This is a genomic window from Streptomyces sp. NPDC050085, assembly GCF_044460595.1.
Classification (GTDB): Bacteria; Actinomycetota; Actinomycetes; order Streptomycetales; family Streptomycetaceae; genus Streptomyces.
Window position 1 is genome coordinate 770,753 of record NZ_JBITJZ010000001.1, and the last position, 25,219, is coordinate 795,971.

Genomic DNA, 25,219 nt, shown 5'->3' on the forward strand with positions numbered 1-25,219 from the left:
GGCCTACTTGCTCTTCCCTTCTTCACCGATCCAGCCGACGATCTCGCCCCAACAGCCCTTCGGGGCCCCTCCCTCGCCGATGAGTTCCACGAGCGCCTCCTGAAATCCCTGGCCCGTCGCCTCCGTGTGCTCGACGTCGTCGAGGATCAGCACACCCGGACTGTCGGCCAGGCCCTTGATCTTCTTGGAGACGGAACGGCCGGTCAGGGTCCGCGTCATCACCATGAGCTTGGCGAAGTGCCGCATCTCGGCCGCCGCGAGGAACAGGCGGTCGTCCCCGATCCCGAACTTCGCGACCACCCGGTCCATCGAGGCCGAGATCTCCTTCCGCAGGGGCTCGGAGAGGCGGACCATCTTGAACGTGCGATCGAGATAGGCCCGGAACGACCTCAGCGACACCGTCTTGCACACCTCGTGCTTGTCCCCCACCTGATCCGACCGGTCGGGACGGAAGTGAATGTTGTCGATCTTCCCGAACCCGTACGCATGCATCCGATCCACGAATTCCGGCTTCTTCAAGCCGTGCCGCTCGAACAGGAAGTCCCCCAGGGATTGGTGATCCTTCTCGGCGAGCGCGAGAAGCAGCGGAAGGGAGTTGTCGATCGTCAGGTGGTCCCCGTGTTTCCGGACACCGGTAGCCTCGGGCTCCTTGTAGAACGAGCGATGGGCGAAGTCGTACAGGGACAGGTCGAACTGCATCACCATGTTGGGCACGGAGTCCCGGTCCTCGGCTTCTTCCCTCACGACCATGGGGATGTGACTGGGTTCGAACCACTTCTTCATCCCCTTCAGCCCGTCGTCCTTCCCCTCTGGTGTCGTGGCGCGCAAGAACTGCAGGCGTGCGCTGGTCAGGCTCGCGGAGCTCGTCTCCTGCGGCTGCCTGAGACGCCCCAGGTCGACCAGAGGCATGATGAAGAGGACCCGTTTCCCGTCCCGGAGCTCGGTCCTGGCGATTCCGGGTATCCCATCGAAGATCACGCTCATCTCCTTGCTCTTCGATTCGCTCCCCTGCGCCGTTTCCGCCTCTGCCGTTTTCGCCTCTGCCGTTTTCGCCTCTGCCGAATTCGCCTTGGGCGCTTTCGCCTTGGCCGTTCCGAACGACGTCGCGCCGGACATCACGGCGCCGTCCGGAAGGACGGCCGGATCGTCGTCGGGCACCTCGCGCCGGACCGGGGTCTGCGCGTTCAGGTCCAGGGCGGCGAAGCTCCCGGCGAGCGCGTTGAAGATGGCGTCCTCCGTCACGCTCGCGAAGTCGCCCGAGAGGGTCACACCGCCCGAGCGGCTGCCCGCGAACAGCGCGTGCAGATACGAGTCGGGGATCGCCGAGCGGTCCTCGCGGCTCCCGGACGCGTCCGTGTGCGCCATGAGGACGTCGGCCCGGGAGGCCCGGACCTCGGCCACGCCGCTCCTGAGCACCAGCGTCTCCGCCGGGGACAGCGTCCTGCCCCGGGCGTCGGCCGCCCGGCAGACGATCAGATGGACGTGGATGTCCTTGCGGCCCCGGCTCCGGAGCATCCGGGAGATGTCGTCGGCGAGCCGCGCTCCGTCGCCCATCTGGTGGCCGTGCCCGATGACGTGGAGGGTGCCGCCGTCCTTCAGGTTCCCGATGGCCGGTACGAGGTTCTCGGAGGCCAGCAGTCCGCGCAGATAGCCCGCCTCCTTGCTCGTCCCACCGTCGCGCAGCATCAGGATCTCGTCCGTCTCCGGGTCGACGTCGAGGTTGACGCGGGGCGGCGTCGTCGCGCCGCCCCCGGTCCGGCGGTGCGCTGCCGGGTGCGCGGGCCACGCGCTCCAGGGCACGTCCCTGGCCGTCATGTCCCGGACGAGCGTCGCCAGTTCCTCGGGGGTGGGGTGCTCCAGGGCCCGGAGGGCGTAGTCGTGCAGCCGCTCGGCCACCTCGTCCGGGTCGGCGCCGTTGCGGCCGAGATCGCCGATGCTCGCCGACTCGTCGTGATGCAGACCCAGTTGATGCGCGAGGTCAGTACGGTGTGCGGGCCGGCCCCCGGCCGGACCCGGTCCGCCGTCGAAGCCGCCGAAGGACGTCGGGGTGCCGGGCCGCTCGGACGCGCCCGCACCCGTGTCCTCGGGCAGCTGCAGAAGATCCATCCGGCGGTGGGCGTACAGGCTCCGGGCGCGCAGGGCGAGGAGGTTGCCATGTTGCCCGGCCAGGTCGCGGAACCGGTCGGCGGCGTCCCGCCCGGCGCTCTCCAGGGCCTGCTCGGCCGCCGTGACGTCCTGCGCCGCCTTGCGGACGGCCTCGGCCGCGGCTGCCTTGGCGCGGGCCACGTTGTTCTCGGCGGCCTCGGCCCTGGCGTGCTTGGCCTGGATCTCCTGTTCCGAGGCCTGCTTCGGGGACTGCCGCTGCGCCGCCTCGGTCGCGGCCTCCCGCGCCTTCTTCGCGCCCCTCTCGGCCTGCCGTACCTCCGGGGCGCTCTCCCGCGTCTTCAGCTCCGCCCTCGCGTCGTCAGCCGCCCGCTCGGCCTTGCGCAGTTCGCCCTCCAACTCGCGGACCCCTCGGACGAGTTCCTGCGGAATGCCGTGCGCGGGGTCGCCGTGGAGCAGATAGGCATCGAGGTTGCGCAGGTCGAACTCCGTGTAGCCCTTGGGCGCGGAGATCCGGACCACGGGGTCCGCCGGATCCGCCGGTTCCACCGTGCGGTGCTTGTCCGTCCTCGTCGCCTCGTCCTGATGCCATGCGGCGCGCTTCTGCGCCTTCTTCTGCTCCGCCGGCGGGAGCGACTTCTGATGGACGCCCGAGCGGGTCGGAGGCCGCGCGACGACGATCCGCTCGTAGCCCGGCGCCTCCCCGCCCTTCCCGGTCCGGCCCGTGGGCGACCCGGCCTCGTCGAGCGCCGAGTGCCACACCTCCATGCGCGATCCGCCGGCGAAGCTGTCCGGCTCCTCCAGGTAGCGGACCTCGAATCCGAGCAGCGCCATGGCCTCCAGGTTTCCGCTGCGGAAGCCGAGGTGGCGGGCGGTGAACTTGCGGTGGAGATAGTCGTAGAGCCGGAACTGTCCGGTACGGCTGTCGCCGCCCCAGGGCGCCACCCCTTCCCGGTCGTTCCAGAACTCCGTGAGATCGACGACCTTGGCGCGGAAGCCCTCGGGGCGGAGCGACTCCTCGCCCCCGACCTTGCCCTCGTTGAAGTACCGGGCGATCTCCTCGTACTTCTTCGGGTCGTTCGGCCCGCTCTTGCGCTGGTCGCCGACGACGAGGATGGCATCGAGGTCGCCGAGTCCGGAGATGATCTGGGCCATGCCGATGTGGCTGGTGTCGTGCTCGATGTGCACCTCGCCCTTCTTGCCGCTGAACCGCGACCACAGCACGGCCACCCGGGGCTTGCCGCCGGACACGTCCGTGCGGTCGAGCCGGGGCAGCCCCTTGGCCTCCAGCCATCGTGCGAGGTGGGTGTCGCGTGCCTCGTCGGGCCCCAGGCCCCAGGAGCGGCGCAGGCTCTCGCGCAGGCTTGCGCCGTACGCCTTCGCCACGCGGTTCGTGGCGTCCGAGATGCTCGGGAACGGCTTGTCGGCCTTCTTCAGCCCGGTCCACTTCTCGGCGTGCGCCATCGCGTCGCCGTCGCTCACGAACTCGTACCGGTCCCGCAGACCGGACTCGTCGTAGAACGCGCCGATCTTCCGTGCGGCAGCCTCGTGTTCGCCATCCTCCCCGGTGGTGATGAACACCTTCAGACCGGGGTCCGCGAGGAGGGCGGCCACGACGGCGAACTGGTCGCCCGAGGCGTAGCCGGGATGGTGCACGGCGGTCTCCCCGGTGGCGGCGGACGACGTGGCCCGGGGCCCGCCGCCTCCGGCCGGGAACGACCGCTGGGGGACCCGCCGTTGGGCGTGGTCGGGCGCGTCGCCGTCCCGGAGCTGCTCGTGGACGAGCGCCACCGGGTCCCGGCCGTCGCCGAGTTCGACGTCCGGGCCCGGTGCGCCAAGGCGCCACAGCGCGATCGTGCGGCGTAGCTCGTCCGGCGGCAGGTCCCGCAGTTCGGGCGGGCTCACCTGCGCCCACTGCGCGAACTCCACCAGTTCCCCGGCCGCGCCGAGGGGCCCGGCGATCCCGTCGAACCAGCCGTGCATCCACACCTCGGCCGCCACGTCCAGCTCTGCGGTGACGAAGTCGTCCAGCCCGGCGCCGCGGTCGTGCAGCACCCTCGCGAGGTCGCGCCACTCGTCATGGACGATGCCCAGGTCCCCGGCACGCCGCAGCAGGGCGGGCAACAGGCCTTCGGAGAGGCCGAGTTGAGAGGCGTGGGACTCCAGCCGGTCCCAGGCGTTGGCGAGGTCGGTGGACAGCTGCAGAACGTCGGCGACAGCCGCGACATGGTGGGGATCCAGGCCGAGTTCCTCGCCGAACTCCTGCTCCATCTCCTGGTTGTACAGCTCGCGCAGGTCTCGGGCGTCGACGACGGTGCCCTTGAACCGGGCGAGGTCCCGCGGTTCGTAGCCGAGGTCGTCCAGCCGGTCGCGGATCGCCTCCGCCGCGGCGGGCAAGTCGCCGCCGTCCAGGAGGAGTTCGCGCACGGTCCGGCCGTCGGCGGTGTCCAGATCGGGAATGCTGCGCAGCGCGTCGGGCCGGACGCCGAGGTGATCGGCGAGTTCGAGGACGGCGACAGGTTCGACGAACTCGTGGGCGTCGGCGTCGCAGAGCGCGGCGGCGACGAGGTCGGCCGCCCGGTGCCGTGCGCTCAGCCGCGCCGTCGGCGAGCGGTCGCCGCGCGCCCCTCCGGGGCCGTGCAGATAGACGGCGGCGTGGTCGGGACGCATGCCGATGCGCTGGGCGAGGACCGCGAGCGGCCTCGGATCCGAGCCGTCGGGGAGCTGAGCGTGCGGGCCGTCCAGACCGAGCCTCCACAGTGCCAGGCGGTGGGTCAGCTCGTGCAGCGGCAGGGCGAGCACGTCGTCCGGGTCCTGGTGTCCCGACCATACGGCGAAGGCGTCCCGCGCCCCGGCGGTGTGCGCGAACGCGCCAATCTTGTGGGCCAGTTCGTCGAAGCGGCCGCGCCACAGGTTCGCTGCCTGCTCCTCGGGGGTGAGCTCGGGCCGGTCGAACAGCGTGGGGTCCCTGAGCAGCGCCGTGTCCATCGTCCGCGCCAGGTGGCGCGGGTGGACGCCGAGGGCGAGAGCCCGCTGCGCGGTCTCCTCCTGGACCGGCAGGGGCAGACCCGGCCGCCACGTCGCGGCGCGTTCTCGGGCGGCGTCCCCCTGCGTCCCGGCGGCGAACAGGTCGGCCGTCGTGTGCCCGGCGCCGCGCAGATGGGCGGCGAGATCCCACCAGTGCTCCACGCCCACGCCGGTACCGGCCCGGGTCGTCAGCCCGCTCATCAGGGCGGTCAGCCGGGCCGCGGACACCGGCCCGCCGAGGGCTTCGGCGAGGCGCCGCAGTTCCGCGGCGGCCGCGTGCGGGTCGCCGAGGCCGCGCAGGAGCGCCGCCGCGCTCACCGCCTCGTGGGGATCGAGGCCCAGCTCCCCGGAGAGGACGAACAGCCGCGCGGGGTGCACCGCGTGGGCGGCCGCCAGCTGCGCGAGCTGTCCGGTCGGCTGCCACAGCGGCCGGGGCGCGTCGGAGTCGCCGGCCTCGTGGAGCGCGTAGTCGGCGATCTTCCAGGTCCCGTCGCCGCTTCGCTCGTACCGGATCTCCAGGCGGACGCCCGGCTCCGGGAACGCCTCCAGGGTCATGGCGTCCGGGCCGGACCTGCCGGGGACCGGACGGGCGGCGCGGGAATGCTGCAGCGCGGCGAGCCGGAGCCGGCGGTCCGACCAGGCTCCGCGCAGCGGTTCGGGGACCGTGCGGTCGCGGCCCGCGCTCTTGGTGAAGTGGTGGTCGGTGGCGCCGATCAGGTTCTGCTCGCTGCGGTCCCGGTCGGTATGGGGCGCGAGGTCCGCGGCGGTGTGGAGGTGGACGAGGGCGTCGACGCCGGGTTCGTGCGCGAGGGCGCCGGGTCCGTGCAGATCGAGGACGGCGGAGGCGAGGGCACGCCAGGTGACGTCGCCGGCGGTGCCTTCCGGCGGCTGCCACGCGTCGGCGTCGAGGCTTCGCGGGGCAGTGATGTACGCCTCGCCGAGGTCGGCGTCGACGTGCGCCGCCAGGTCGTCGGCGCCGACCGTCGTCGCGCGGTCGACCAGCGCGGCGTCGGCCCCGTCGTCCGGGCCGTCGAACGCGACCTCCAGATGGTGGTCCGTCCGGCCGAGCCCGGCGACGTGGGTCGCGGACAGTACGGTGCCGCGCACCAACTCGGCGGTTCCGGCGGTGTTCTGACGGTTCGGAAGGTGCAGTACGCGAACGAGGGAGGTGCTCTGGCTGCCGTCGCGGTGGAGCACCCGTGTCATCCGGTAGTGGGCGCCGCTGCCGGTGCGGAACTCTATGTCGCGCGCCTCGGCCAGCACCTCGTCCGCGCCCGGTCCGCCCGGCTGGTGCCAGGACGGCCGTACCCACTGGTGCTCACCGTCGAGGACCTGCCCGTGCATCGGGACCCCGTTCACCGTGGAGTGCCAGAGGTGGCCGCCCGTGGGCAGGACGACGAAGTTCCCGGTTTTGAGGGCCCCTTCGTGGCCGGCCTCGATGGCGGCGTCGAGCAGACCGCCGTACCAGCCCTCGGGGAAGACGGTGTTGAGACCGGTGACGCCGTCGGCGACGGTGACCGCCGGTCCCGGTGACGTCAGGGCGGTGTGCACGGGCGGAGCCGCCCCGGCGTCCCGGCCGTGCTCGGGGACGACGGCGAGGGCGTCGACGGCGCTGCGTCGTGTGCCGTTGCCGAACCCGGCGCCGTGGAACGGCTGGTGGCGTACGCCCGGATCGCCGGTCCGCACATGGCCGCCGATGCCGCGCGACCGGTCACCGAGGGCGAGGAAGTCCCACAGCCGGAGGGTGGCGAGCGGGGTGCCGCCCCGGGCGAAGTGCGTCGGCCGCGGCTCATCGGCCGGGTCCGCGAACAGGGCCGGAGCGAGGTCGCCCTGGCGGGGCGACGGCTCGAACTCGGTGATGGTGCCGTCGCGCAGGGCGCGCCCGCGGATCCGGACCCCCTGGTGGACGCCCTCGAAGGCGCCCCCCTCGGTGCGGCCGAGCCGCCGCTGCTCGCGGTGGACGTGCACCGCCGCGGCGGCGGCCTCCTCCAGCGACCAGTGCTCGGGGAACATCATCAACGGCTCGGTGACATCGCCGTTCTTGCGGGAGCCAGCCGGATAGGTGCCGTTCGGGTTGACGGCACCGGTCGGCTCCGGGCGGACGCGGCCCGAGGTGCCGGTCGGAGCGAGCCGGCCGGGCGCACCGGTACGCGGGTTGCCGCGCAGCACCCGCTCGGCCACGTCGCGCGGCAGCCGCGACGCCACCCGGTCGTGCGTGGCCGGCCGGTGGCCCGCCCCCTGCCACGCGCTGGCGACGGCCGCACCGATCAGTGCCAGGTCACGGGGCATCAGCCGCTGGTTGGTGAGCCACTGGCCGCCGCGCTGCAGCGGTCCGATGTCGGGCTGTCCGTGCCGGTCGCCGATGACGGGTCCCGCCATGAGGGCGCGATCGGTGTAGACGGGGCGCAGCGAGTTCCCGTGCTCGCGGTAGTAGTCGCGCAGGCCGAGCAGATGGGTCAGCTCGTGTGCGAAGACGGAGGGGTGGCCGCCGGGCAGCCGCCAGTCGCGTGCCTCCATACGGCCGGAGGGGTCGAGGGACAGGGCGACGAGATGGACGCCGTCGCGCGGGCTGTCGAGGAAGCCGTTCGGCAGCCACTCGACGGGCACGTCGGCGTCGGTGAACTCCACGGCGACGTGCAGCACGTCGCCGTTGGGCAGCCGGTAGCGAGGTGCGTTGAGGTACGTGTCGACCGAGGTCTTCGCGAGATGCTGGGCTGCCTCCGCGAGATGGTCGGCGCCGGGCGCGTGGACCAGCTTGACGGTGAGGGTGAGCTCGGCGCGGACGGTGCCGTCCGGGAGAGCGACACGGCGCGCTCGGAAGGCGCGCTTCTCGATCGGCCCGACGATTCCGAGCTCCGACGTCTCCTCGTGCGTCGGGGGCTTGATGTCGACCGTACCCAGGATCTTGTGCTGCCCGACGGCGGTGGCGCGGTCGCGCCAGGCGCGCACATGCTCCGCGGCGGCCTCCTGCGGCAGTCCTCGCCAGGCCCGGACCGCCGTGTGCGGGGTGTCACCGAGCTCCGCCCCGTGGACGAGATACTGCGCGAAGGAGTCCAACTGCTCGGTTCCGAGGGGGTCGACGGACTCCGGGGAACCGGTGGGCCCGCCGGTGCGGTCCGTCCCGGCCAGCAGCGGCAGGTCCTCCGTGGTGAAGCCGTGGCGCGCGAGGTCCACGCGGAAGGCCGCGGCCGCCGCGTCGAGCGCGTCGGGGGCGGCGGCGTGCCTGGCCAGGTGGTACCCGAGGAGCCGGGAGAACGGTCGCAGGGTGGCGGCGCTGCCCAGGGCCGCGGTGAGGGCGCGGACGTCGCCGAGGCCGGCCGCGGACCCGAGGTCGGCGGCGAGGCGCACGGCGTGCGACAGATTCCCGTCGGCGAGGAGTCCGGCCACGTCACGGCCGAACCGTTCCGGAGCGGAACCGCCCGCGGTGTCGGCCGCACGGGCGAGGCGGGCCAGCGCCCCGGCGTCCACGTCGTCGGGGAGGTCGCCGATGTGGTGGGCGGTGTCGAGGTACCAGCGGGCGACCTCGTCGCGCAGCTGCTCGTCGGTGATCCGGCCCAGCTGCTCGGAGCCGCCGTGCTCGACGTGCCAGGTGCGGAACTCGCCAAGGGCCGCGGCCCGTTCGGTGCCCGGGGCGGGCGCGGGGAGCAGATCATCGGCTGTCTGCGTGAAACGGGCGGTGTCCTCGCGGTTCCTGAGCCGGGCCAGGGCGTCGGGGTGGGTGTCGAACCAGTCGGCCGCGGAGTCCGGCGGCGTGCCGTCGCCGAGCTCGTCGAGGAGCCCGGTCGCGTCGTGCAGGCCGTGGGCGCGCAGGAGCCGCTCCAGCCGGACGGGCGGTATGCCGAATCCGTGCGCGGCGTCGGCGGTGGCGGTGGACGGCTCGTGGTCGGGGGCGGCCAGCCAGTCGACCACGGCGCGGCGGATGCGGCCGCGGCCGCCGTCGCTGTCGCCGTCGGCGGCCAGTTCGGCGAGTGACGAGCCCTCGTGCAGCAGGTGGTTGTCGAGGCTCTCCCAGTGGGAACGGGCGACGTGGAGTTCCGTCAAGTACGAGTCGAGGGCGACGAGCCCCGTCGTCGGCAACTTCAACAGGCCGCCCAGCTCGGCGAGTTCCGCGTCGTCCAGGGGGACCGGGGTGACCGGGAGCGGGTGCTCGCCCGGGGCGGCGGTTGGGAGCGGGGGCTCGCTCGGGGGCGGCGGCGCTTCGCCACTGTCGGGGTTCCCGGATGCGCTCAGCGCCTCGAAGATCTGCCGGGCGACGGCCGGGGTGTCCGTCGGGCTGTCCGTCGGGCTGTCCGTCAGGCCGGAGGCCGGGTTGTGAGCAGGAGTAGGAGCGGGGGCCGGAGTTGGGGCCGGGGCCGGAGTTGGAGCCGGGGTCGGCGGCGAGGTCTGCGTCAAGGTCGCGGCAGGAGGCTGCGTCTCAGCAGAAGGCTGCGTCTCAGCAGAAGGCTGCGTCTCAGCAGGAATCGGCGTCGCAGGAATCGGCGTCTCCGCAGAAGGCTGCGTCTCAGCAGGAATCGGCGCCGCAGGAATCGGCGTCTCCGCAGGAGGCTGTGTTGCAGCAGGAATCGGCGCCGCCGCAGGAGTCGGCATCTCAGGAGTCGGCGTCAACGGGGGCTGGGACTGCGACGGTCCCTGCTCCTGCTGCAGCCCGCCGCTCTGGTCGACGTACCGGTACGTCCCGTCCTTCAGATGCAGCAGCACACCACGCTCCCGGTCCCCCGGCCCCGCTTCGCCACCACCCGGCAGGAACGTGTGCAGCCGCCCGCCGTGTGCCACCGTCACCGTCACACCCCATAGCGCTGCCGCCAGCGCCGGGTGGAGATCCGCCGTGCCGTGGTCGGTGAGCGTTTCGCGGCTGCCGTCGCGGCCCGTGGAGATCGCGGCGAGCCTGGCCCGCTGGGCCTCCGTCAGCGCCCGCTTCATCGGCGGGACGGCGCCACGGTCACGGAACTCCCGCCCGGCCATGGTCGACGGGTCGAGGAGGTCGCGGTTCAGGCCCGCGTCGACGACATCGTCCCGGCTGAACCCGTCCGCGAGATCGGGCGGCGCCAGCTGCGCGAGCTCCGCGAAGCGCTCGGGCACCCGGACGGTGTCGAGCCGCTCCCCGTCCGCGTGGGCCCGGAGCAGGGCCGCCAGCTCCCTGCGCAACGCCCGGCCGGTGGCCCGCTCCGCGGAGCGGTGCCCGCCCTGTTCGAGCCCCTTCCCGAGGGCGTTGAAGAACCCGTGCCCGTCGTTCTCCACCTCGATCAGCGGATGGGTCCGACCGTCGATCGTGATCGCACCCGGATGCCCGTCGCCGCCCGCGACCTCCGTGAAATCGCTCTGCCGGTCCGCCGGATTCGGCTCCCCGTGGTCATGGCGAACGCTCGCGTCGAAGACCGGGGCCTCGGCCGATGCGCCCGGGTCACCGCGGAACATGGGGTCGGCGACACGGCGGATGCGAAGGTACTCGTCGCGGGCGGCGTGCACCCTGGCCTGCAGGTCCGCGAGCCGGTCGACGGCTTCCGCGTGGCGCTGCCGGTAAGCCGCCTCGTCGCGGTCCCGGTTGATGTCAGCCAGCTCCTCGGCGTATCTCCCGCGTTCCTCCCAGTACTTCTTGTCGTTGTCCTCCCACGCCTTCTCGGCGTCGGTCACCGCTTTCGCGGCGCCGGTCTGCGCGGAATCGAGCTGCGCCAGCTCCAGTTCCCTCACCTTCTGGTCGCTCATCCAGACGAGGACCGTCGCCTCCGTCTTCCCGGACTGCAGGGCGGCCGGGGTCGTCAACGGACGGGCGACGGCACTGTCCTTGATGTGGCGATGCGCTCCGGCGGCGAGGTGGAACGTGACGGGGACGGCGACGAGATGGCCGTATCCGACAGGCGGCTTGAGGTTGAGCCGGGTCTGTTCTGCATGCCCGGTCCGGTGTGTCTCGCCCATGCTGCTGCCGATCGTGGCGCTCGGGGCGCCGGGCGCGAGGGTGAGGCGGTCGTTGACGGCCAGGGAGTCGGTGGCGCCGGAGCCGACGTTCAGCGTCTCGGCCGTCGCGCCGGACACCTCGCCGCCCTGGCCGCCGCCGATCAGGTCGTCGAGTTTCGCCTGGCCGCTGACGGTGATGCGGCGAGCCCGCGTGAAGTCGAGGTGCGCGGCGAGAGCCAGCGTCGCGTCGACACCGCCGACGAGGTCGTTGCTGGGGAGGGCGAAGGTGTGGGTGCCGTTCTGCGCGGCGCCGGAGGTGAGGGCAGCGGTGAGGGCGACGTCGTTCAGGGCGTTGCCGAGCGCGTCCGCGCCGGCGCTCCCGTCCTTCACCAGGCTGCTCGCGCTCACGGCGCCGTTCACCAGCCGAGTGAGGTCGCCGCCCGTGAAGCTGCGTTCCGGGGCGGAGTCCCGGCCATCCCGGCTATCCCGGCTATCCCGGCCATCCCGGCCATCCCGGCCATCCCGGCCATCCCGGCCATCCCGATTGTCCCGGTCGTCAGGGGTGTTACGGGCATTCAGGCCACCCGGGTCCTTGAGGTCGTTGCGGTGGGCGCGGGAGACCAGCACCTTGGCGAGGTCCTGCACGGTGTCCGAGCCGATGACCTCATGGAAGTGGAGGCCGCCGTCACCCTTGCGGGCCGCCTCCTTGTTGTCGGCGGTGGTCGACGTGAGCAGGGAGGCGGGATCCTTGCCGCCGACCGGCGGGGCGATGGTCAGCGCGGGGGTGGGGCGCAGGCTCCGCGGCGTCGTCGGGGCGGCCGGGTCCGTACCCGCCGCAGCCACCGGCGTCGTCGGCTCCAGCAGCAGATAGGACCGCGTGGTGGTGGCGGTGGCGGCCCAACTGACCGGTTCGACGACGTCACTGCCGTCGGGGGCGGTGACCGTGACGGTGGTCCGCCACTCCGTCCTGATCACCGCTTTCGGTCCGGGGAGCGTGGTCACCTGTGTGGCGACCCCGGACCCGGAGTCGGTCTCGGCCGTCGTGTCGCTGAAGCCGGGGCCACCGGCCGCGGTGGGCCCGGCGGTTCCGGTCGGGACGCGCGACTGCTCGCCGCCGGTGGCGCTGTGCGCGGCGGACCCCGCCGTGGCGAGGGAGGTCTCCGCCGTGGTGCTGCGGCTCGCCCCGTACTCGTGGTCGGCGAAGGCCGTGTCGGTGATCACCACCCGTTCACCGGTGCGTTCATGACGGACAGTGATCTTCACGTCCATGCCGAGCACGTTCAGACCCTTGACGTGGGTCAGCACGGCGGTGCGGCCGTGCGAGCCGATCTCGCCCCCGGCCTGGACGGTGGAGCGGTTCGTACGCGCGGACACCATGGCCGCGATGGAGTGTCGGGTCTGCTCGGAGATCCCCACCGCGTCCAGGGAGCGTCCGAGCCGCGTCAGCGCCGCCGCGTCCTGCGGCGCGTCGTGCACGAAGGTGCCCCGGGTCGAGCCGTCGAGGTCACCGCGGTCGCGCCAGCCCGCGCCGGGCCCGGGACCGCCGTGGGGCACCGCCCCGAGGCCGTCGTCGAGCAGCCCGGACCTGATCGCGTCCCGCTCCCGGATCACGCCGACCCAGCCGCCCGGCTTGCGTATGACCCGGGAGGTGGCCTCGTGGCTCCCCTTGAACCATCCGCTCGGGCGGCCGAACAGGCCGAGGGGCTTGTGGCGGGCGCCGATCCGGTAGTCGGTGTCGCCCACGACCAGAACCCAACGGTCGTTGCCCAGCACCTGGTTGAGGTCACGGGTGGACGTGACCGACGAGCCCTCGGTGCGCGACCGGAACTTCTGGAACAGGGTGCCGGCGATCCCGCCCTGCCCCGTCAGGGTTGCGCCACCGGCCGTTCCCAGACCGGTGAACACCCCGGTGGTGCCGATCGTGACGCCGCCCGCCCGCCCCCGCGACCAGCCGAACATCTGCTCAAGCGCGGCGTTCATCTCGGTCGACGCCTTGAACGGCTTGCCCACCACCGTGATGGTGTGGCGGGTCCCGGTGAGCGAGAGCGAGTCGTCCCCGGCGAGGAAGGTGCCCCGGTCGTGGAGGTTGGGCAGGCCGTGGCCACCGGGCGAGAACACCTGGTCGGACAGGGCCGTCAGGGAGTGCTGCCCGAAGTACCGGCGGATCCGCTCGGAGAGCGCGGTGCCCGGGTGCGTCGGCCGCCAGGCGCCCGTGGTGTCCCCGGCGAGTTCGAGCGCCGAGGCGAGCAGCCCCGGGTCCGAACGGGTCGTCAGGGTGACGGCGGCCAGTCCGCGGGAGGTGATCTCGTCCGCGGGGGCCGCCTGTTCGCCCGGAAGCAGGGCGCGGGCCGGCTGGCTCCCGGCGAACCGCTCCCGGTCGCCCTGCGGCATCGTCCCCGTCCGCGACATGGCGTCCGGTACGTCGAAGGCGAACGCCAGGCCGTGGGAGGCGACGCGGACGGGAGTGTGCTCGTCCGGGAAGCGGCCGAGTCCACCGAGCCCCGCCCGCTCCCGCAGCCACCGCACCACGGGGAACCGCGTCTCACTGCCGTACCGGGCCAGAGCCCGCCAGCCACCGAGCGTCAGGGCCTGGACGACGGGCTGGGGGAACGCGGAACGCTCAAGGCTCACCTCAAGAGTGCCCGCGAAGTCGTACGTGTCGACGCCCGGCCCCGGCACGAACAGGTCCTCCCGGGTCGAGGTCCCCCCGGACTTCACCTGCCGGGTGGTCCGCCGGCTGCCGCTCGCGCCGAAGCCGCCGGTGCCGACGGCGAGGGGCGTACCGCCGGCGTCCTTCTTGTTCTCGCGGGCGGCGAAGCTCAGGTCGACGCCGAACGCGTAGGAGTGGGTGGTCTGTTGGCCGGTGTCGAACCGCTCGGCGCCGCCGAACGCGCTGGTGGCCGTGCGGCGGGCGCTGCTCACGTAGTCCGCGGTGGCGAGGTCGGCCCGGAGGGTCAGCGTGAAGCCGCGTTCGGTGAGGAAGGTGGGGCCGAGCAGCGGCACCCGGATCCCTTCCGGCGTGGCGGCCTGGTGCATGCCGTCCCGCAACCCCTGCGGGGAGAGGGCCGCCAGCACGGCCCGGGTGTTCGCCACGCCGTGGGCGGCCCGGGTGCCGATGCCGAACAGCCGCTTGAACCAAGGGCGTTGGGGGTAGCCGCGGTCCGCGTCCGACAGGCTCGCGAGCGGCAGCCCCGGGGCCGCCTTCCGCAGGCCGTCGAGGACCGAGTCGGCGAGCTTCCGCTCCGGGGTGCGGGGGTCGCGGGCGGCCGCGTCCGGGTGGGGCGCGGGTACGTCCACGTGGATCTCGCCCGGCCGGCCGGGGCCGAGCGCGGTGATCCTGCCGTCGCCCCAATAGGCGGGCTTCTGGGGCGGGTTGACGTCGGCCCGCAGCGACTCCTGGTTGTCCCATCCGGCGAGCCGCTGGGCCTCGCTCACCGGCATCCTCACGATGCTGCCGATGGTGGACGTCTTGTGCGTGCCGTCCGGCAGATGCACCGTGACCTGCGACTCGCGCAGCACGAGCACCGTGCGGACGTCCTTCGGGGAGCGCTCGGCGTGCTTGGCGCCCGCGGAACCGCCCAACTGCGTGGTCTGGCGCGAGAAGTGCCCGTAACTGAACACGACACCGGCCTGGGCGCTCGGTGCGGCGAACTTGTCGGCGTAGCCGGTGGGGTCGGTCCGGACTCCGGCGAACACCGAGACGTCGAGGCTGCGGTCGCCCTGGACAGTGCTCTCGTTCTTCTGCGTGTACTGGCGTGTGTCGCGCAGCTCGAAGTCGGGCAGGGCGTCGACCACCCAGTGGCGGTGGGGCCTCGGACGGTCGATGGTGACGCTCCCGTCGGACGCCCCCGCCGGGATGTGCAGCCGCAGCGGCGGGATCGGGTCACGGCCGTCCATCTCGGTGAAACTCTCGGGAGAGAAGTGACGTACGACGGCCTGATAGTTGTCGCTGCCGACCTCGGAGCCGGTGTGCTGGAGCACCCAGTCCGTCAGCTCGCCGAGATCGAAGTAGTGCTCGGTGTGCTCGATGGCCGCCCGTTCACCGGACTCGGTGACGAAGAAGTCGGGCACCCCGTCCTTGCGCGGATCGGGGCGGGAACTGGTGGTGTGTCCTTCGGGAACCCGGACGTCGATGCCGTCGGGGACGTCGTGGGTGGAGGTGACGGGCGTGGCCGAGGACTCGGTGGCGGGCAGGTCGCGGACGGTCAGCTCGAAGCGGACGTGGGTCCGGAGGTCGACCGACGCACTGTGGCTGCGGGTCTCGCTCTGCGCCATCGACTGGGTGGTGAGGTTGTGCTCCCGCCCGGTGGCCACCCCCGGCGTACCGGTGACCCGGACGACAGGTCCCGCGGCCGCACTTGCCGTGACCGACAGTTGGGCCCGGAGACTGCTGGATTCGGCGAAGGACAGACCCTCGGTGTGCTGCGAGCGGTGTGCGGTGTCGTACTTGAACGCGTCCTTGGGTCCTTCGTCGGTGACGGCCCGCCAACCGCTCGGGTCGGGAACCGCCTTGACGATCAGCTCCCGGGAGCCGCCGCCCGGGAGTGTCGCCGCGAAACGACGGCCGTCACCGAGGAAGGTGTGCGGCCGGTCGGCGAGCGCGGCGACGAGGGCGGCGGGGTCGCGGAGTTCGACACCAGCCTTCTCGGCCAGCGTGGCGGCGAGGGCGTCGGGCCCGTCGTCACCGCCGAAGCGGACGGCGAGGTGTCCTCCGACGGCACCGTGGAAGGGCGGGTGGTCGCCGGGAGCGGCGTAGGCGGCGACGTCGTGCAGAAACCCCGGTACGTGGATGGTCTTCGACGAGCCGTCGGGCTGCGGCACGGTGACGGCCGGGGTGGGGGCCGGAGCGGTGATCTCGTTCAGCTCGACGTCGGAGGAGGCGGTGTCCGCGGACGTGGACGCGGACGTGGACGCATGCGCGGTGGCAGCCGTGGCCGCGGGGGTCGTGGTGGGCGACGAGAGCGCCCTCGCGGCCTCGGCAGGCGTCAGCTGCGGGGGACGCACCGCGCTGTGGTCGGGCCCGTCGCCGGACGTGGACGTACGCGTACGAGTGGGCGCAGGCGTGGACGCGGCCTCGGAGACAGACGCAGAACCCGAACCCGAAGTCGAGGTCGAGGCCGAGGCAGACGTGGCCGACGAGGATGTCTCCGTCTTGATGGGACGCGGCGGCGCGGGGGACGCGGGCGCCGAGACGTTCGTGCCGCCCTCGGACCCGCCTCGCGTCGTACGGGATCCGGACGCGCCCTGCGTCGCCTGCGTCGCCGGTGACGAACCTGCCGACGACGAGCCGGAGTTGGAGGGAGCGGGGCTGGACGCCGTGGACGACGTGGACGCGGAGGAAGTCGTTGATGCCGAGGGCGTCGAGGACGTCGAGGACGTCGAAGCCGTCGACGACACCGAAGACGCCGAGGAAGTCGTTGATGCCGAAGACGACGAAGACACCGTCAACACCGAGGACGTCGAAGCCGTCGACGACACCGAAGACGCCGAAGACACCGACGACGTCCTCGAAAGCCCCCCGCCCGACACCGTCGCCGACGCGTCGTTCGGCGTGAGCAACGGCCCGTACTCCCCCGGCGGCCTGTCGAGGGTGTCGAGCTTGGAGTCGAGGCCCTTGAAGAAGTTGGCGAAGGCCGAGTCCGAGTGGGACAGGAACGGATGCACGACCGTGTGCCGCATCGCATGGCTGAACAGGTTCGGCCCGACGCCCGAGACGAACGTCTCCCAGCCCGTCGTGAACTGCCCCTGCGTCATCAGGTTGTACGTGCCCTCGGCCAGGTTCTGCCCGCCGGCCTCGACCAGCGACTCCGTCCCGTACAGACCCGCCGCGTAGCCGAACCGCTGCATCCGGCTCAGCGTGTCCTTCATCGCCGAGGAGCTGACGGACGTCGCCACGTCCCGGACGACGGCGTGCGAGAGCGTGTCCCGCGCGTCCTTGCCGACCGTGTCACCGACGTCCGACGCCAGATCCTTGGCGATGTTCTCGGACACGTCCTGCACGGAGACGTCCGTCGCCCAGTGCTTGTTGAGCGAACGCGCCCAGGCCTCGCCGACGCCGCGGGCCGCGTCTCCCTCGAGCCCGTCGAAGCCGTGCTTGGCGAAGGCGTTCCCGACCTTCGTGACGAAGCTGTCATTGATGGTCTTGGCCGCGCCGTCCGCCGCGTCCGGCACCACCTTCGTAGTGAGCGATTTCGCCAGGTCCCCGTCCGCCCCGCCGAGGATGTCGGCGAGGGCCCTCGCGAGTCCCGCCTTCGCGGCGTCGTTGCCCGCCAACCCGCCGAGCTGGTCGGCGATCTGGTGGCTCAGCCACTTCGCCGCGTCGCTGCCGAGGAAGTTGCCGATCTTCTTGCCGAGCGCGCTGCCGAGCGGGGAGACGAGGCCGCTGAACACGCCCTGCAGGGCGCCGAACGCGGCCGCGTTCTTCGTCGCGTCCTTGTCCCATTCATGGCGGTTGCCCTGTCCGAACTGGATCAGCTGGATGATCACGTCCATCGCGACACCCATGGCGGTGCTGATCGCGGTGTGGATCAGAATGCTCCGGATCAGCGCCTTGATGACTTCCTTGCTGACCAGCTTGACCATCAACTCGGCCAGCGTGACCAGCGAGTGGGCGAAGACGTTGAGGCCCGGGACCCAGCTCACCGCGGCCTCGAACGCCATCTCCACCATCAGCTCGATGACCTGGGCGAGGATCATCCACTTCGCGTACTCGGCCTGGTTCGCGGTGTCCCTGGCCAGCTTGGCGATGGCCTTCGCCTGCTCACCGCAGGCAGGCAGGATGGGCTGTTCGCCGCCGGTCAGGTAACCGGCGTACGAGGCGAACTGGTCGGCGGCCTGGCCCGAGAAGTTGTCCTTGATGTACTGCTCGGCCTCGACGAGGTACGTCTGCAGGTCGTTGAAGTCGCCTTCAAGGCCGTCGTAGTGGCCCGCGGCCTCCCGCAGCAGATCCTCGTTGATCGTCGGCCACTTCTCGCCGGAGAAGATCAGGAGCAGTGTCTGCGCCTCGGGCGAAGGGGTCAGCACGGGCCCCGCCCCGGGGTGGTGCGCCTCGTCACCCGGCTGCCTTCCAGTCCTTGGCGAGCTGGGCGGCCTGCTCCTCGGCGTCCGCGAAGATCTTCTTCACGTCCTGGCCGTTCCGGCCGAGGTTGGTGACGAGGGTGTCCAGCATCTGGAGGGTGTCGGTGAGCGGCGGCATGCTCTTGGAGATCTGGTCCTGGTACTGCTTCGAGGAGTCGTCCTTGCCGTCGCCGCCACCGCGGGTGTTCAGATCGTGGATGGCCTTGACGTGGTCGTGCGCGCTCGACAGCGCCGTGCCGAGGCTCTCGTAGTGGGCGAACCCCTTCCAGGTGGCGTCGCCGGCCTTCAGCTCGTTGTGCTCAACCATCGCCGTCGCCCCTCCGCTCCTTGGGTGCCAGCCGGTAGCCCTTCGTCATCTCCCTGAGCGGGGCGAGCATGTCCTCGACGGGCGAGCCCGCCAGCATCGACCGCCGCACGTCGGCGCCCTTGCCGCGCAGCGGCTCGTACGCGGCGCGCGCGGCCTCGGCGCCCTCGGTCTGTGCTCTGCCGATCAGCTCGACGAGGGTCCTGCCGAGCCGGACCGGGTCCATCTGGCGGTAGTCCTCGTTGTGGAACTTGATCTCCTGGACCTCGCCCTGAATGCCGACGGTGACGCTGATCGCGCGGTCCTTGGAGCGTGCGGTGGCCGTCCGCTCGGCCAGCTCGCGCTGGACGTCGGCGAGCTTCTGGACGTGTTCGCGGACCTGGCGCTGGATGTCGCCCATCTGCTCCTGGAGGGAGGAGCCCAGGATCGACTCGAACTGCTCGCGCGCGGTGCGCGGGCCCTGCGCCCGGCCGTCGGTGCCGTGTTCCGTCATCAGCCGATCACCCCCGTCGACGTGCACTCCGCGGTGCCCCACGTGTCCTCGTCCTCGTCCAGATAGCTCTTGCGGTCCCGGTCCTGTCCCTGTCCCGCTCCGGCCCCGGCTCCCGCCCCGCTGCCGGGCATCATCGGCGACTGCGACGACGTGCGCTGCCCGCGCGCCGCGGCCGCCTCCTCCGCCGCGGCTGCGGCGGCGGAGGGCTCGACGGAGGAGGTCCGGACCTTGGACGTGCCCGCCGGGAGCACTTCGCCGGTGAGCGGGTCGCGCGCGGAGAACGTGCCGTCGGCGTTCTTGGTGCGGTACGAGAGGTTGCCGCCGCCACCGCCGCCGTTCAGCTTCTCCTCGATGCCGGACGAGCGGACCGTGCGGCGGGCCCTGTCCAACGCCTGCTGGTACTGGCGCTGTTGGGCCTCGGCCTGCTTCTGGGCTTCCTGCTGCGCCTTCAACTCCTGTGCGCGCAGCCGCTCCTGTTCCTGTGCCTGCTGCTTGAGGCTGTCGCTCGTCCGCTTTCCGGTGTCGAGTCCGCTGCCGGTCACCTTGGTGCCGGGCGGCACCTTCACCGTGCTGCCGTCGGGGTTCTTCAGCACCTGCCCGTTCGGTCCGATGACGGTGCCGTTCGAGGTGACCGTCGAACCGGGCGGAAGGTTGCCGGCGTTATAGGTCTCGCCGCTGTTGAGGCCATTGCCGTGGACACCGTTGCCGGTGACACCGCCGCCGAGGCCGGTGTCCTTCCCCGTCCCCGTCGTGGGGCCGGTCAGCCCCGAGCCGGCGACCCCGTTGGAATGGACGCCGCCCTGCTGGTCCTGGCCGGTGTCCGCGCCGGTGCCCGCGCCCGTGGGGTCGTCGCCGGTCGGGTCGGCGCCGCCGCCCTGCTGATTCCCTCCGAGGGACGTTCCGGTGCCGTCCGGGCCGGTCGAACCGCCCAGGTCCCCCGAGCCTCCCGAACCGGCCGCGCCGCCCGCATCGCCCGAACCGGCCGCACCCGCGCCGTACGGCGGCGTCAGCCACTGCGGCGGGACGATGTCACGGATGTCCTCGCTCGTGTGGAGGTACGCCTCGTCGAGTGCGCCCGCGGACTGCTGTGCCGCCGGGTCCAGCATCGAGCCCACATGCGCCAGCCAGCCGTTCTTGGCGGTCTCCTGCATCCGGTCCCAGAAGCCCTGGTCCTTGGGATCACCCTGGCCCACCCCCTTGATGGCACTGTCCAATGCCGTGGCAAGGCCGCCCCCGTTCGTCAGGGAGTCGTTCAGATACCCGTAGAAACCCATGGCGGTCAGCCCGAACACCGGGCGCAGCACATTGATCGGCATGGACTCGGGGGTGTTCAGCCAGGCGGCGTGCGCGGCGTGCAGCTGCGTCGTGGTGTTGACGAGCTGGGTGCGTGCGGCGTCCACCTCGGCCGTCCAGTCGGCCGGGATCGTCATCTGCCGGACCACGTCCGTCAGTTCACTGTGGATGCCGAGGAGCATGTTCTTGAACGAACCGGCGGCCGTGCCCTGGAAGTCGGCGTCGGCGACATCCACACCGTCGGCCCAGCCCTTGAACTTCTGAGCCCACTGGTCGAGGAACTGCTGGGTGCCGCGCACGGCCATGCCGGCGTCGTCGAAGCTGTGCAGCTTGATGACCTCGCTGCCGCCCTCGGTCAGGGCGGGCTCCAGCCACTCGATCGGCTCGTGGACGAACTTGTAAAGAGGTGTGTCGGCGTCATTGGTGCCGACCAGGCGGCTGAGCCTGATGCCCATCCTGAAGTAGTACGTGGTGGTGTTGAAACCAGTGAAGGTCCACGACGCCTCCATCCACAGGTCGTAGTCGCTCGCCTTCTCGGACGCACCGGACGAATCGCCGAGGTAGAAGTGCGTCTTGTCGAACCAGCTCGCATACCCTTCGCCACTGCCGCCGATCTCCATGCGGCTGGTCGGAGCCGCCGTGGAGTACGTGGCGAGCGCCGTCTCCCAGTTGTACGTTCCGGCCACTCGGACTGCCCCCTCGTGCCCCTCGTGCTTTTCTCTGCTACGCGGTCGCGCCGCCGCTCGACGCGGAGCCGGTGCCGCTCGGCGCCGAGCCGGTACCGCCCGGTGCCGTGCCGCCGAGCCGGCCGAGCGCCGGGGCCGTCGCCGCGTCGAACGAACCCTTCGAGATGTCGGACGCGCTGTCCTCGCCGTCCTTCAGCGTCAGGTCGACGTTGTTGAGACCTCGCTGGAGCGTCACGAACCCGTCCGAGAACTTGACGAGCTGCTGCCGGAGCGTCTCGCTGAACTGCGCGAACCTGCCGGAGAGTTGGTCGGCGCTCTTCACACCGTTCGGCGATCCCGCGTAGATCCGGTCGCGTCCCGGCTCGCTGTACGACGCCTCGCCTGCGTAGCCGCGGAGCATCCGCACCGCGTGGTTGTTCTCGTAGTCGTCGATGAACTGCTGAAGGTTCGTGCTCGCGAAGGTCTTCAGGTAGTTCTCGGTGACCTTGTACGTGCCCGTGCCGTCGTCGACCATGTCTCACCGGCTCCTTGTCACAGCGTCGGCATGGCGTTCGCGCCGCGGTGGTCGTGATCCCGATGGGTGTCAGCCATGTTCGAGAGGGTCATATGCCCCTGGTTGAACGCCGAGTCCATCTTGTCGATCGCGGTCTGGAGCTGCGTCTGGACGGTCTGCCAGGCGTTCGCCGACGAGCCTCGGGCGGCCTGCTTGAGGCTCTCGACGCCCGTGATCAGCTCTTCCATCGCCTGACGCATGTTGGCGGTCAGTACCTGCATGTCGTTCTGGGCGTCGGCGAGGTTGTTCCACTGGATCTTGATGTTGCCCGACATCATGGTTCCCTTCGGCTCGGTGCGACGGTACGAGAGGAGGCGTCAGCCGGTGGTGCCGGCGCCGCCACCATTGCCGTTCAGAATGTTCTCGATGCTCGAGGTGTCGAAGCCCGTCTGGGCGTGCCCCAGGGCTTCCTGCTCACCGGCGTCCAGGAATCTCTGCTGGTCGGTCAGTTGCTGCAGCACCGTGTCGACGGCGGTCATCGCCTTCTGGTAACCCTCTTGCCACGTGGTGAAGTTGCTCCGGAAGGTATGCGCCGACCCGCCGTCCGTCGAGTAGTGCATCTCGAAGTTCGCCTTGATGGACTCGGCCGCGCCACCCGCCGCCTTCATGAACCCGTAGTGGGTGTCGAGCGCGGTCACCGCTTTCTGTGCGGCCTGTGCGTCCTTGACATAGTAATCGGGGTAATCGGGCATAGCTGCGCCTCCCTCTGAATCGGGCTTTTCGGCATAGCGGCAGGAGGGCGCGGCTGAGTCGTCACAACACCCCCACCGACCCCACCCGTGACTGCGAGATTATCCGTTCACTGAGTACTTGTCAGCACCGAACAGCGAGAGCTCCCCTCCGCCCGGCTTTCCTGACGCGCTGGTATCGAACTATTCATGAAACTGTTCCGGTTTCGAGGGAACCGAACTGCCAACCATTACGTCCGAGCCGACTCAACCGCCCGGTTTCCCCGCCGGGTTGCCCGAGATGGCCGACGGGTCCAGGACCGGTCCGCTCGGCAGCAGGCCGAGGAGCGCCCCCGGGAGGTCCACGGAGTTGCCCGCCGGATAGCCGAGCTGCTTCAGCCCGGCGCTCGTCACCGGATAGGCCACGCCCGAATCCACCACCAGATACAGCGAGTTGCCCGTCCCCGCCGACGACCGCGCCCGGACCAGCGTCCCCGTCCCGGGCCGTACCCACACCCGGTCCACCGGCACCTTCGCCGCCGTCACGCCCGGCTGGACGGCGGGCGCCGAGCCCGGCACCGCACGGGCCGGGACCAGCGCCACCGTCGTCTCGTGACCGTGCGCGGCGGGCGCCACACGGGCGCAGACCTGCTGGCCGGCCGGGTCCACCGCCGACACCTTCGGCACCGACGACGGCAGTCCGGCCGCCAGCTGCTGGGCCGCGGAGGCGGGCGCCTGATGGGCCGCCAGGTCGGCCGGTCCGATGGGCCGTTCCCGCACCGCACGGTCGCCGTACGCCTGCTGCTGGGTGCGCGGATCGCCGCGCAGCAGCCGGTGGGCAAGGCCGGTCAGGGGCACGAGGCCGTCCTTGCGCAGTACGTAGTGGTGGCCCTCGGACGAGAAGAGCTGCCCGATCCGGGTCGCCCCGCCGGCCAGCGACGGCCCCGCCTGCCCGCGTCCGGCGATCTCCGGCGGGGCGAGCTGCGGCCCGGCGTCGAGCGCGGTCAGGAACGACGCGTCGACCGGCACCGGCGTGATGCCCGCCCAGCCCAGCGTCGCCACGGTGCCGCCCGACGCGCCGACGCGGAACCGGCGCCCGTTCCACACCAGTTGCTGTCCCTGGCCGGGAGCCGTCACGAGGACGCCGCGGTCCGCGCCGAGCCCGTCCCCGAGCTCCGCCGGACCGTCCACGACCAGGCTGGTCAGCGGCTTGGTACCGCCCGCGGCCCCGGCCGGCTGTGCGCCCGCGCACACCGCCCACGTGGCATCGCCGGTCGATGCCGGGAGCCCGTCCGGAGCGCCCACGAGCCCGATGAGGGCGCCCCGCGGAGCGTCCTGCAGCGAGGCCGCCGCCGCCTGTCTCACCGTCATCCTGCTTCCGGCGACCAGCCGTGCCGACGCCTCGTTGAGCACCGGATGCAGCGTGCCGCCGACGTTGAGGTAGCGGGCGCCGGAGTCCTTGACGACGACCAGCGTGCCCGGCGTCTGCCAGGACGTCCCCCCGCCGGGCTTGATCAGCCCGTACAGCGCCGTCACCACACAGGCCAGCACGACCGCGAGCGCGCCCCACAACACACCGCGCCAGGTGCGCGCGGTCGGTGAGTCGGACGCGTCGGGGTCGTCCCGCAGCAGGCTGCTGGAGAGCCTGGACATCGCGTACAGGTGCGCCTGCACCTGGTCCTTGCGCGACTGCACCGGCATCAGCGCCTCACCCCCGGATCCCGCGCAGCGCGCCGAACACCCCGGCGAGCAGCACCGCGAGCGGGAGCAGCAGCAGCGCGCAGAGCGTGTGCAGCAGGTCGGCGATCCGGCCCCAGTAGGGGACGAGCCGCCGTCCCGGCACCGTCCAGGCGGCGATGGCGGTGATCGCGGCCAGCACGGCGAGCACGCCGGTCACCTCGAAGCGCCCCGGCAGTCCCTGGTCGACGGCGCGTACCACCGCGGCCAGCGCGATCCCGTACGCGCCGGGGATCGCCATGGCGAGCCGGTGCCGCACCGCGCCGACCACCCGGACGTGGAGCAGCAGCAGCACGCTCAGCACGACGGCGAGCACGGGCGCCGTCCAGCCGTCCGAGGCGGGGGCGGTGAGCAGTGCGGTCGTACAGCCCATGGCCACCAGGCCGAGTGCGGCGTAAAGGCCGGTCAGATAGCCGTCGGCGAGTGCGGCGCGCTCGCGGACCTGCCGGGCCGGGAACGGCTCGATCCCCTCTTGCAGTTCACCCGCGTTGGACGGTAGTGGGGGCATCCGCATTCCGGCGAACCGGAAGGCCAGACTGGGCACGAAGCCCCCGGCCAGCACGGCGGCCACCGCCAGCCAGCCGGCGGCGTGCGCGATCGGCGCCCCGGCCGAGGCGATGGCACCGCAGGCCGCGACGGACACGGCCAGCGTGAACGCCCCCAGGAACAGCGGCGCGAAGGCGCCCACCGCCGCCAGGGCGATGATCGCGGCGCCCGCGCCGGTCGCTCCGCCGGCCAGCAGCCGGGGGCCGAGCAGGTCCTCGCCGTGTCCGGCGGTCGGGACCAGGGCGCCCGCGACGGCCAGGTAGGGCACCGCCAGGATGCCGAGCGCGGCTCCGGCACCGGCGTCACCGACCGCCCGGGACGCGGCGAGGCCGCCCGCCACGAGCAGTACGGCCATGCAGGCGGCGGCCCCGGCCCGCCACTGGCTGTCGCCCGGGAGCAGGACGGTGATCAGCCCTGCGGCCAGCGCGGCCACGGTGAGACCGATGAGGAGGCGGCGGGTCAGCTCGGGGCGCCAGGTGTCGGGGCGGGCGCGGAGCGACTCGCCGATGCCGTCGACGAGGTCGTCGAAGTCGGCCTCCGGCAAGGCCTCGTGACGGGCCCTCAGATAGAGGGTCTCGCCGTCGCGCAGCTCCAGGGAGGTGGGGGTGCGCTCCTCGTCGAGAGGCGCGGCACCGAGGCGCTGGAGGGTCCAGCCGCCGTGCTCCAGGCCCTGCTCGTGCAGGTCGCCGCCGGCGTACTCGACGAGCACGGGGAGCAGGTCTGCGAGCGGGACATCAGCGGGTATGCCCAGTTCGAAGGCTTTCTCCGGACTTCTGACGGTTATTCGGCAGAGCCCGGCGGTCTTGTCGCTCACGGTGCGCGATTCACTCCCGCCTAATT

Annotated in this window: 9 protein-coding genes; all 9 read right to left on the reverse strand. The window is 72.0% G+C overall.

The features are described 5' to 3' along the window. Nucleotides 1–3: 3 nt before the first annotated feature. Nucleotides 4–18,045 carry a hypothetical protein gene (locus ACIBUY_RS03140; RefSeq protein ID WP_399151546.1) on the reverse strand — a complete coding sequence of 6,014 codons (18,042 nt, stop codon included), beginning with the start codon at nucleotides 18,043–18,045 and terminating at the stop codon, nucleotides 4–6. Between the two features lie 28 nt (nucleotides 18,046–18,073). Next, complete coding sequence (locus ACIBUY_RS03145) at nucleotides 18,074–18,406, reverse strand: hypothetical protein (protein ID WP_365573896.1); 333 nt, start codon at nucleotides 18,404–18,406, stop codon at nucleotides 18,074–18,076. Then, complete coding sequence (locus tag ACIBUY_RS03150) at nucleotides 18,399–18,896, reverse strand: YbaB/EbfC family nucleoid-associated protein (protein WP_399151547.1); 498 nt, start codon at nucleotides 18,894–18,896, stop codon at nucleotides 18,399–18,401. Before ACIBUY_RS03150 ends, ACIBUY_RS03145 begins: the two co-directional genes overlap by 8 nt. Beyond that, the gene (locus ACIBUY_RS03155) at nucleotides 18,896–20,875 is read right to left on the reverse strand and encodes a hypothetical protein (RefSeq protein ID WP_399151548.1); all 1,980 of its coding nucleotides are present in this window, start codon (nucleotides 20,873–20,875) and stop codon (nucleotides 18,896–18,898) included. The genes ACIBUY_RS03150 and ACIBUY_RS03155 overlap by 1 nt, the downstream gene beginning before the upstream one ends. Before the next feature lie 37 nt (nucleotides 20,876–20,912). Continuing rightward, on the reverse strand, nucleotides 20,913–21,389 hold the full coding sequence (locus ACIBUY_RS03160) for a hypothetical protein (RefSeq protein WP_399151549.1): 477 nt from the start codon (nucleotides 21,387–21,389) through the stop codon (nucleotides 20,913–20,915). Between the two features lie 17 nt (nucleotides 21,390–21,406). Further along, nucleotides 21,407–21,706 (reverse strand): hypothetical protein, encoded by a 300-nt coding sequence (locus ACIBUY_RS03165; protein WP_365573907.1) that lies wholly within the window; start codon nucleotides 21,704–21,706, stop codon nucleotides 21,407–21,409. A gap of 39 nt (nucleotides 21,707–21,745) precedes the next feature. Further along, a complete protein-coding gene (locus ACIBUY_RS03170) occupies nucleotides 21,746–22,120 on the reverse strand; it encodes a hypothetical protein (RefSeq protein WP_365573910.1) in 375 nt (124 codons plus the stop codon). A gap of 243 nt (nucleotides 22,121–22,363) precedes the next feature. Continuing rightward, a complete protein-coding gene (eccB, locus tag ACIBUY_RS03175) occupies nucleotides 22,364–23,797 on the reverse strand; it encodes a type VII secretion protein EccB (protein WP_399151550.1) in 1,434 nt (477 codons plus the stop codon). A gap of 7 nt (nucleotides 23,798–23,804) precedes the next feature. Then, on the reverse strand, nucleotides 23,805–25,193 hold the full coding sequence (eccD, locus tag ACIBUY_RS03180; protein ID WP_365573916.1) for a type VII secretion integral membrane protein EccD: 1,389 nt from the start codon (nucleotides 25,191–25,193) through the stop codon (nucleotides 23,805–23,807). Between the last annotated feature and the right edge of the window lie 26 nt (nucleotides 25,194–25,219).

What these genes read in the sequence shown, in the direction of transcription:
- ACIBUY_RS03165 (WP_365573907.1), bottom strand. Translation starts at nt 21,706, where the DNA reads ATGATGTCGGGCAACATCAAGATCCAGTGGAACAACCTCGCCGACGCC.
- ACIBUY_RS03170 (WP_365573910.1), bottom strand. Translation starts at nt 22,120, where the DNA reads ATGCCCGATTACCCCGATTACTATGTCAAGGACGCACAGGCCGCACAG.
- ACIBUY_RS03145 (WP_365573896.1), bottom strand. Translation starts at nt 18,406, where the DNA reads ATGGTTGAGCACAACGAGCTGAAGGCCGGCGACGCCACCTGGAAGGGG.
- ACIBUY_RS03150 (WP_399151547.1), bottom strand. Translation starts at nt 18,896, where the DNA reads ATGACGGAACACGGCACCGACGGCCGGGCGCAGGGCCCGCGCACCGCG.
- eccB (WP_399151550.1), bottom strand. Translation starts at nt 23,797, where the DNA reads ATGCCGGTGCAGTCGCGCAAGGACCAGGTGCAGGCGCACCTGTACGCG.
- ACIBUY_RS03160 (WP_399151549.1), bottom strand. Translation starts at nt 21,389, where the DNA reads ATGGTCGACGACGGCACGGGCACGTACAAGGTCACCGAGAACTACCTG.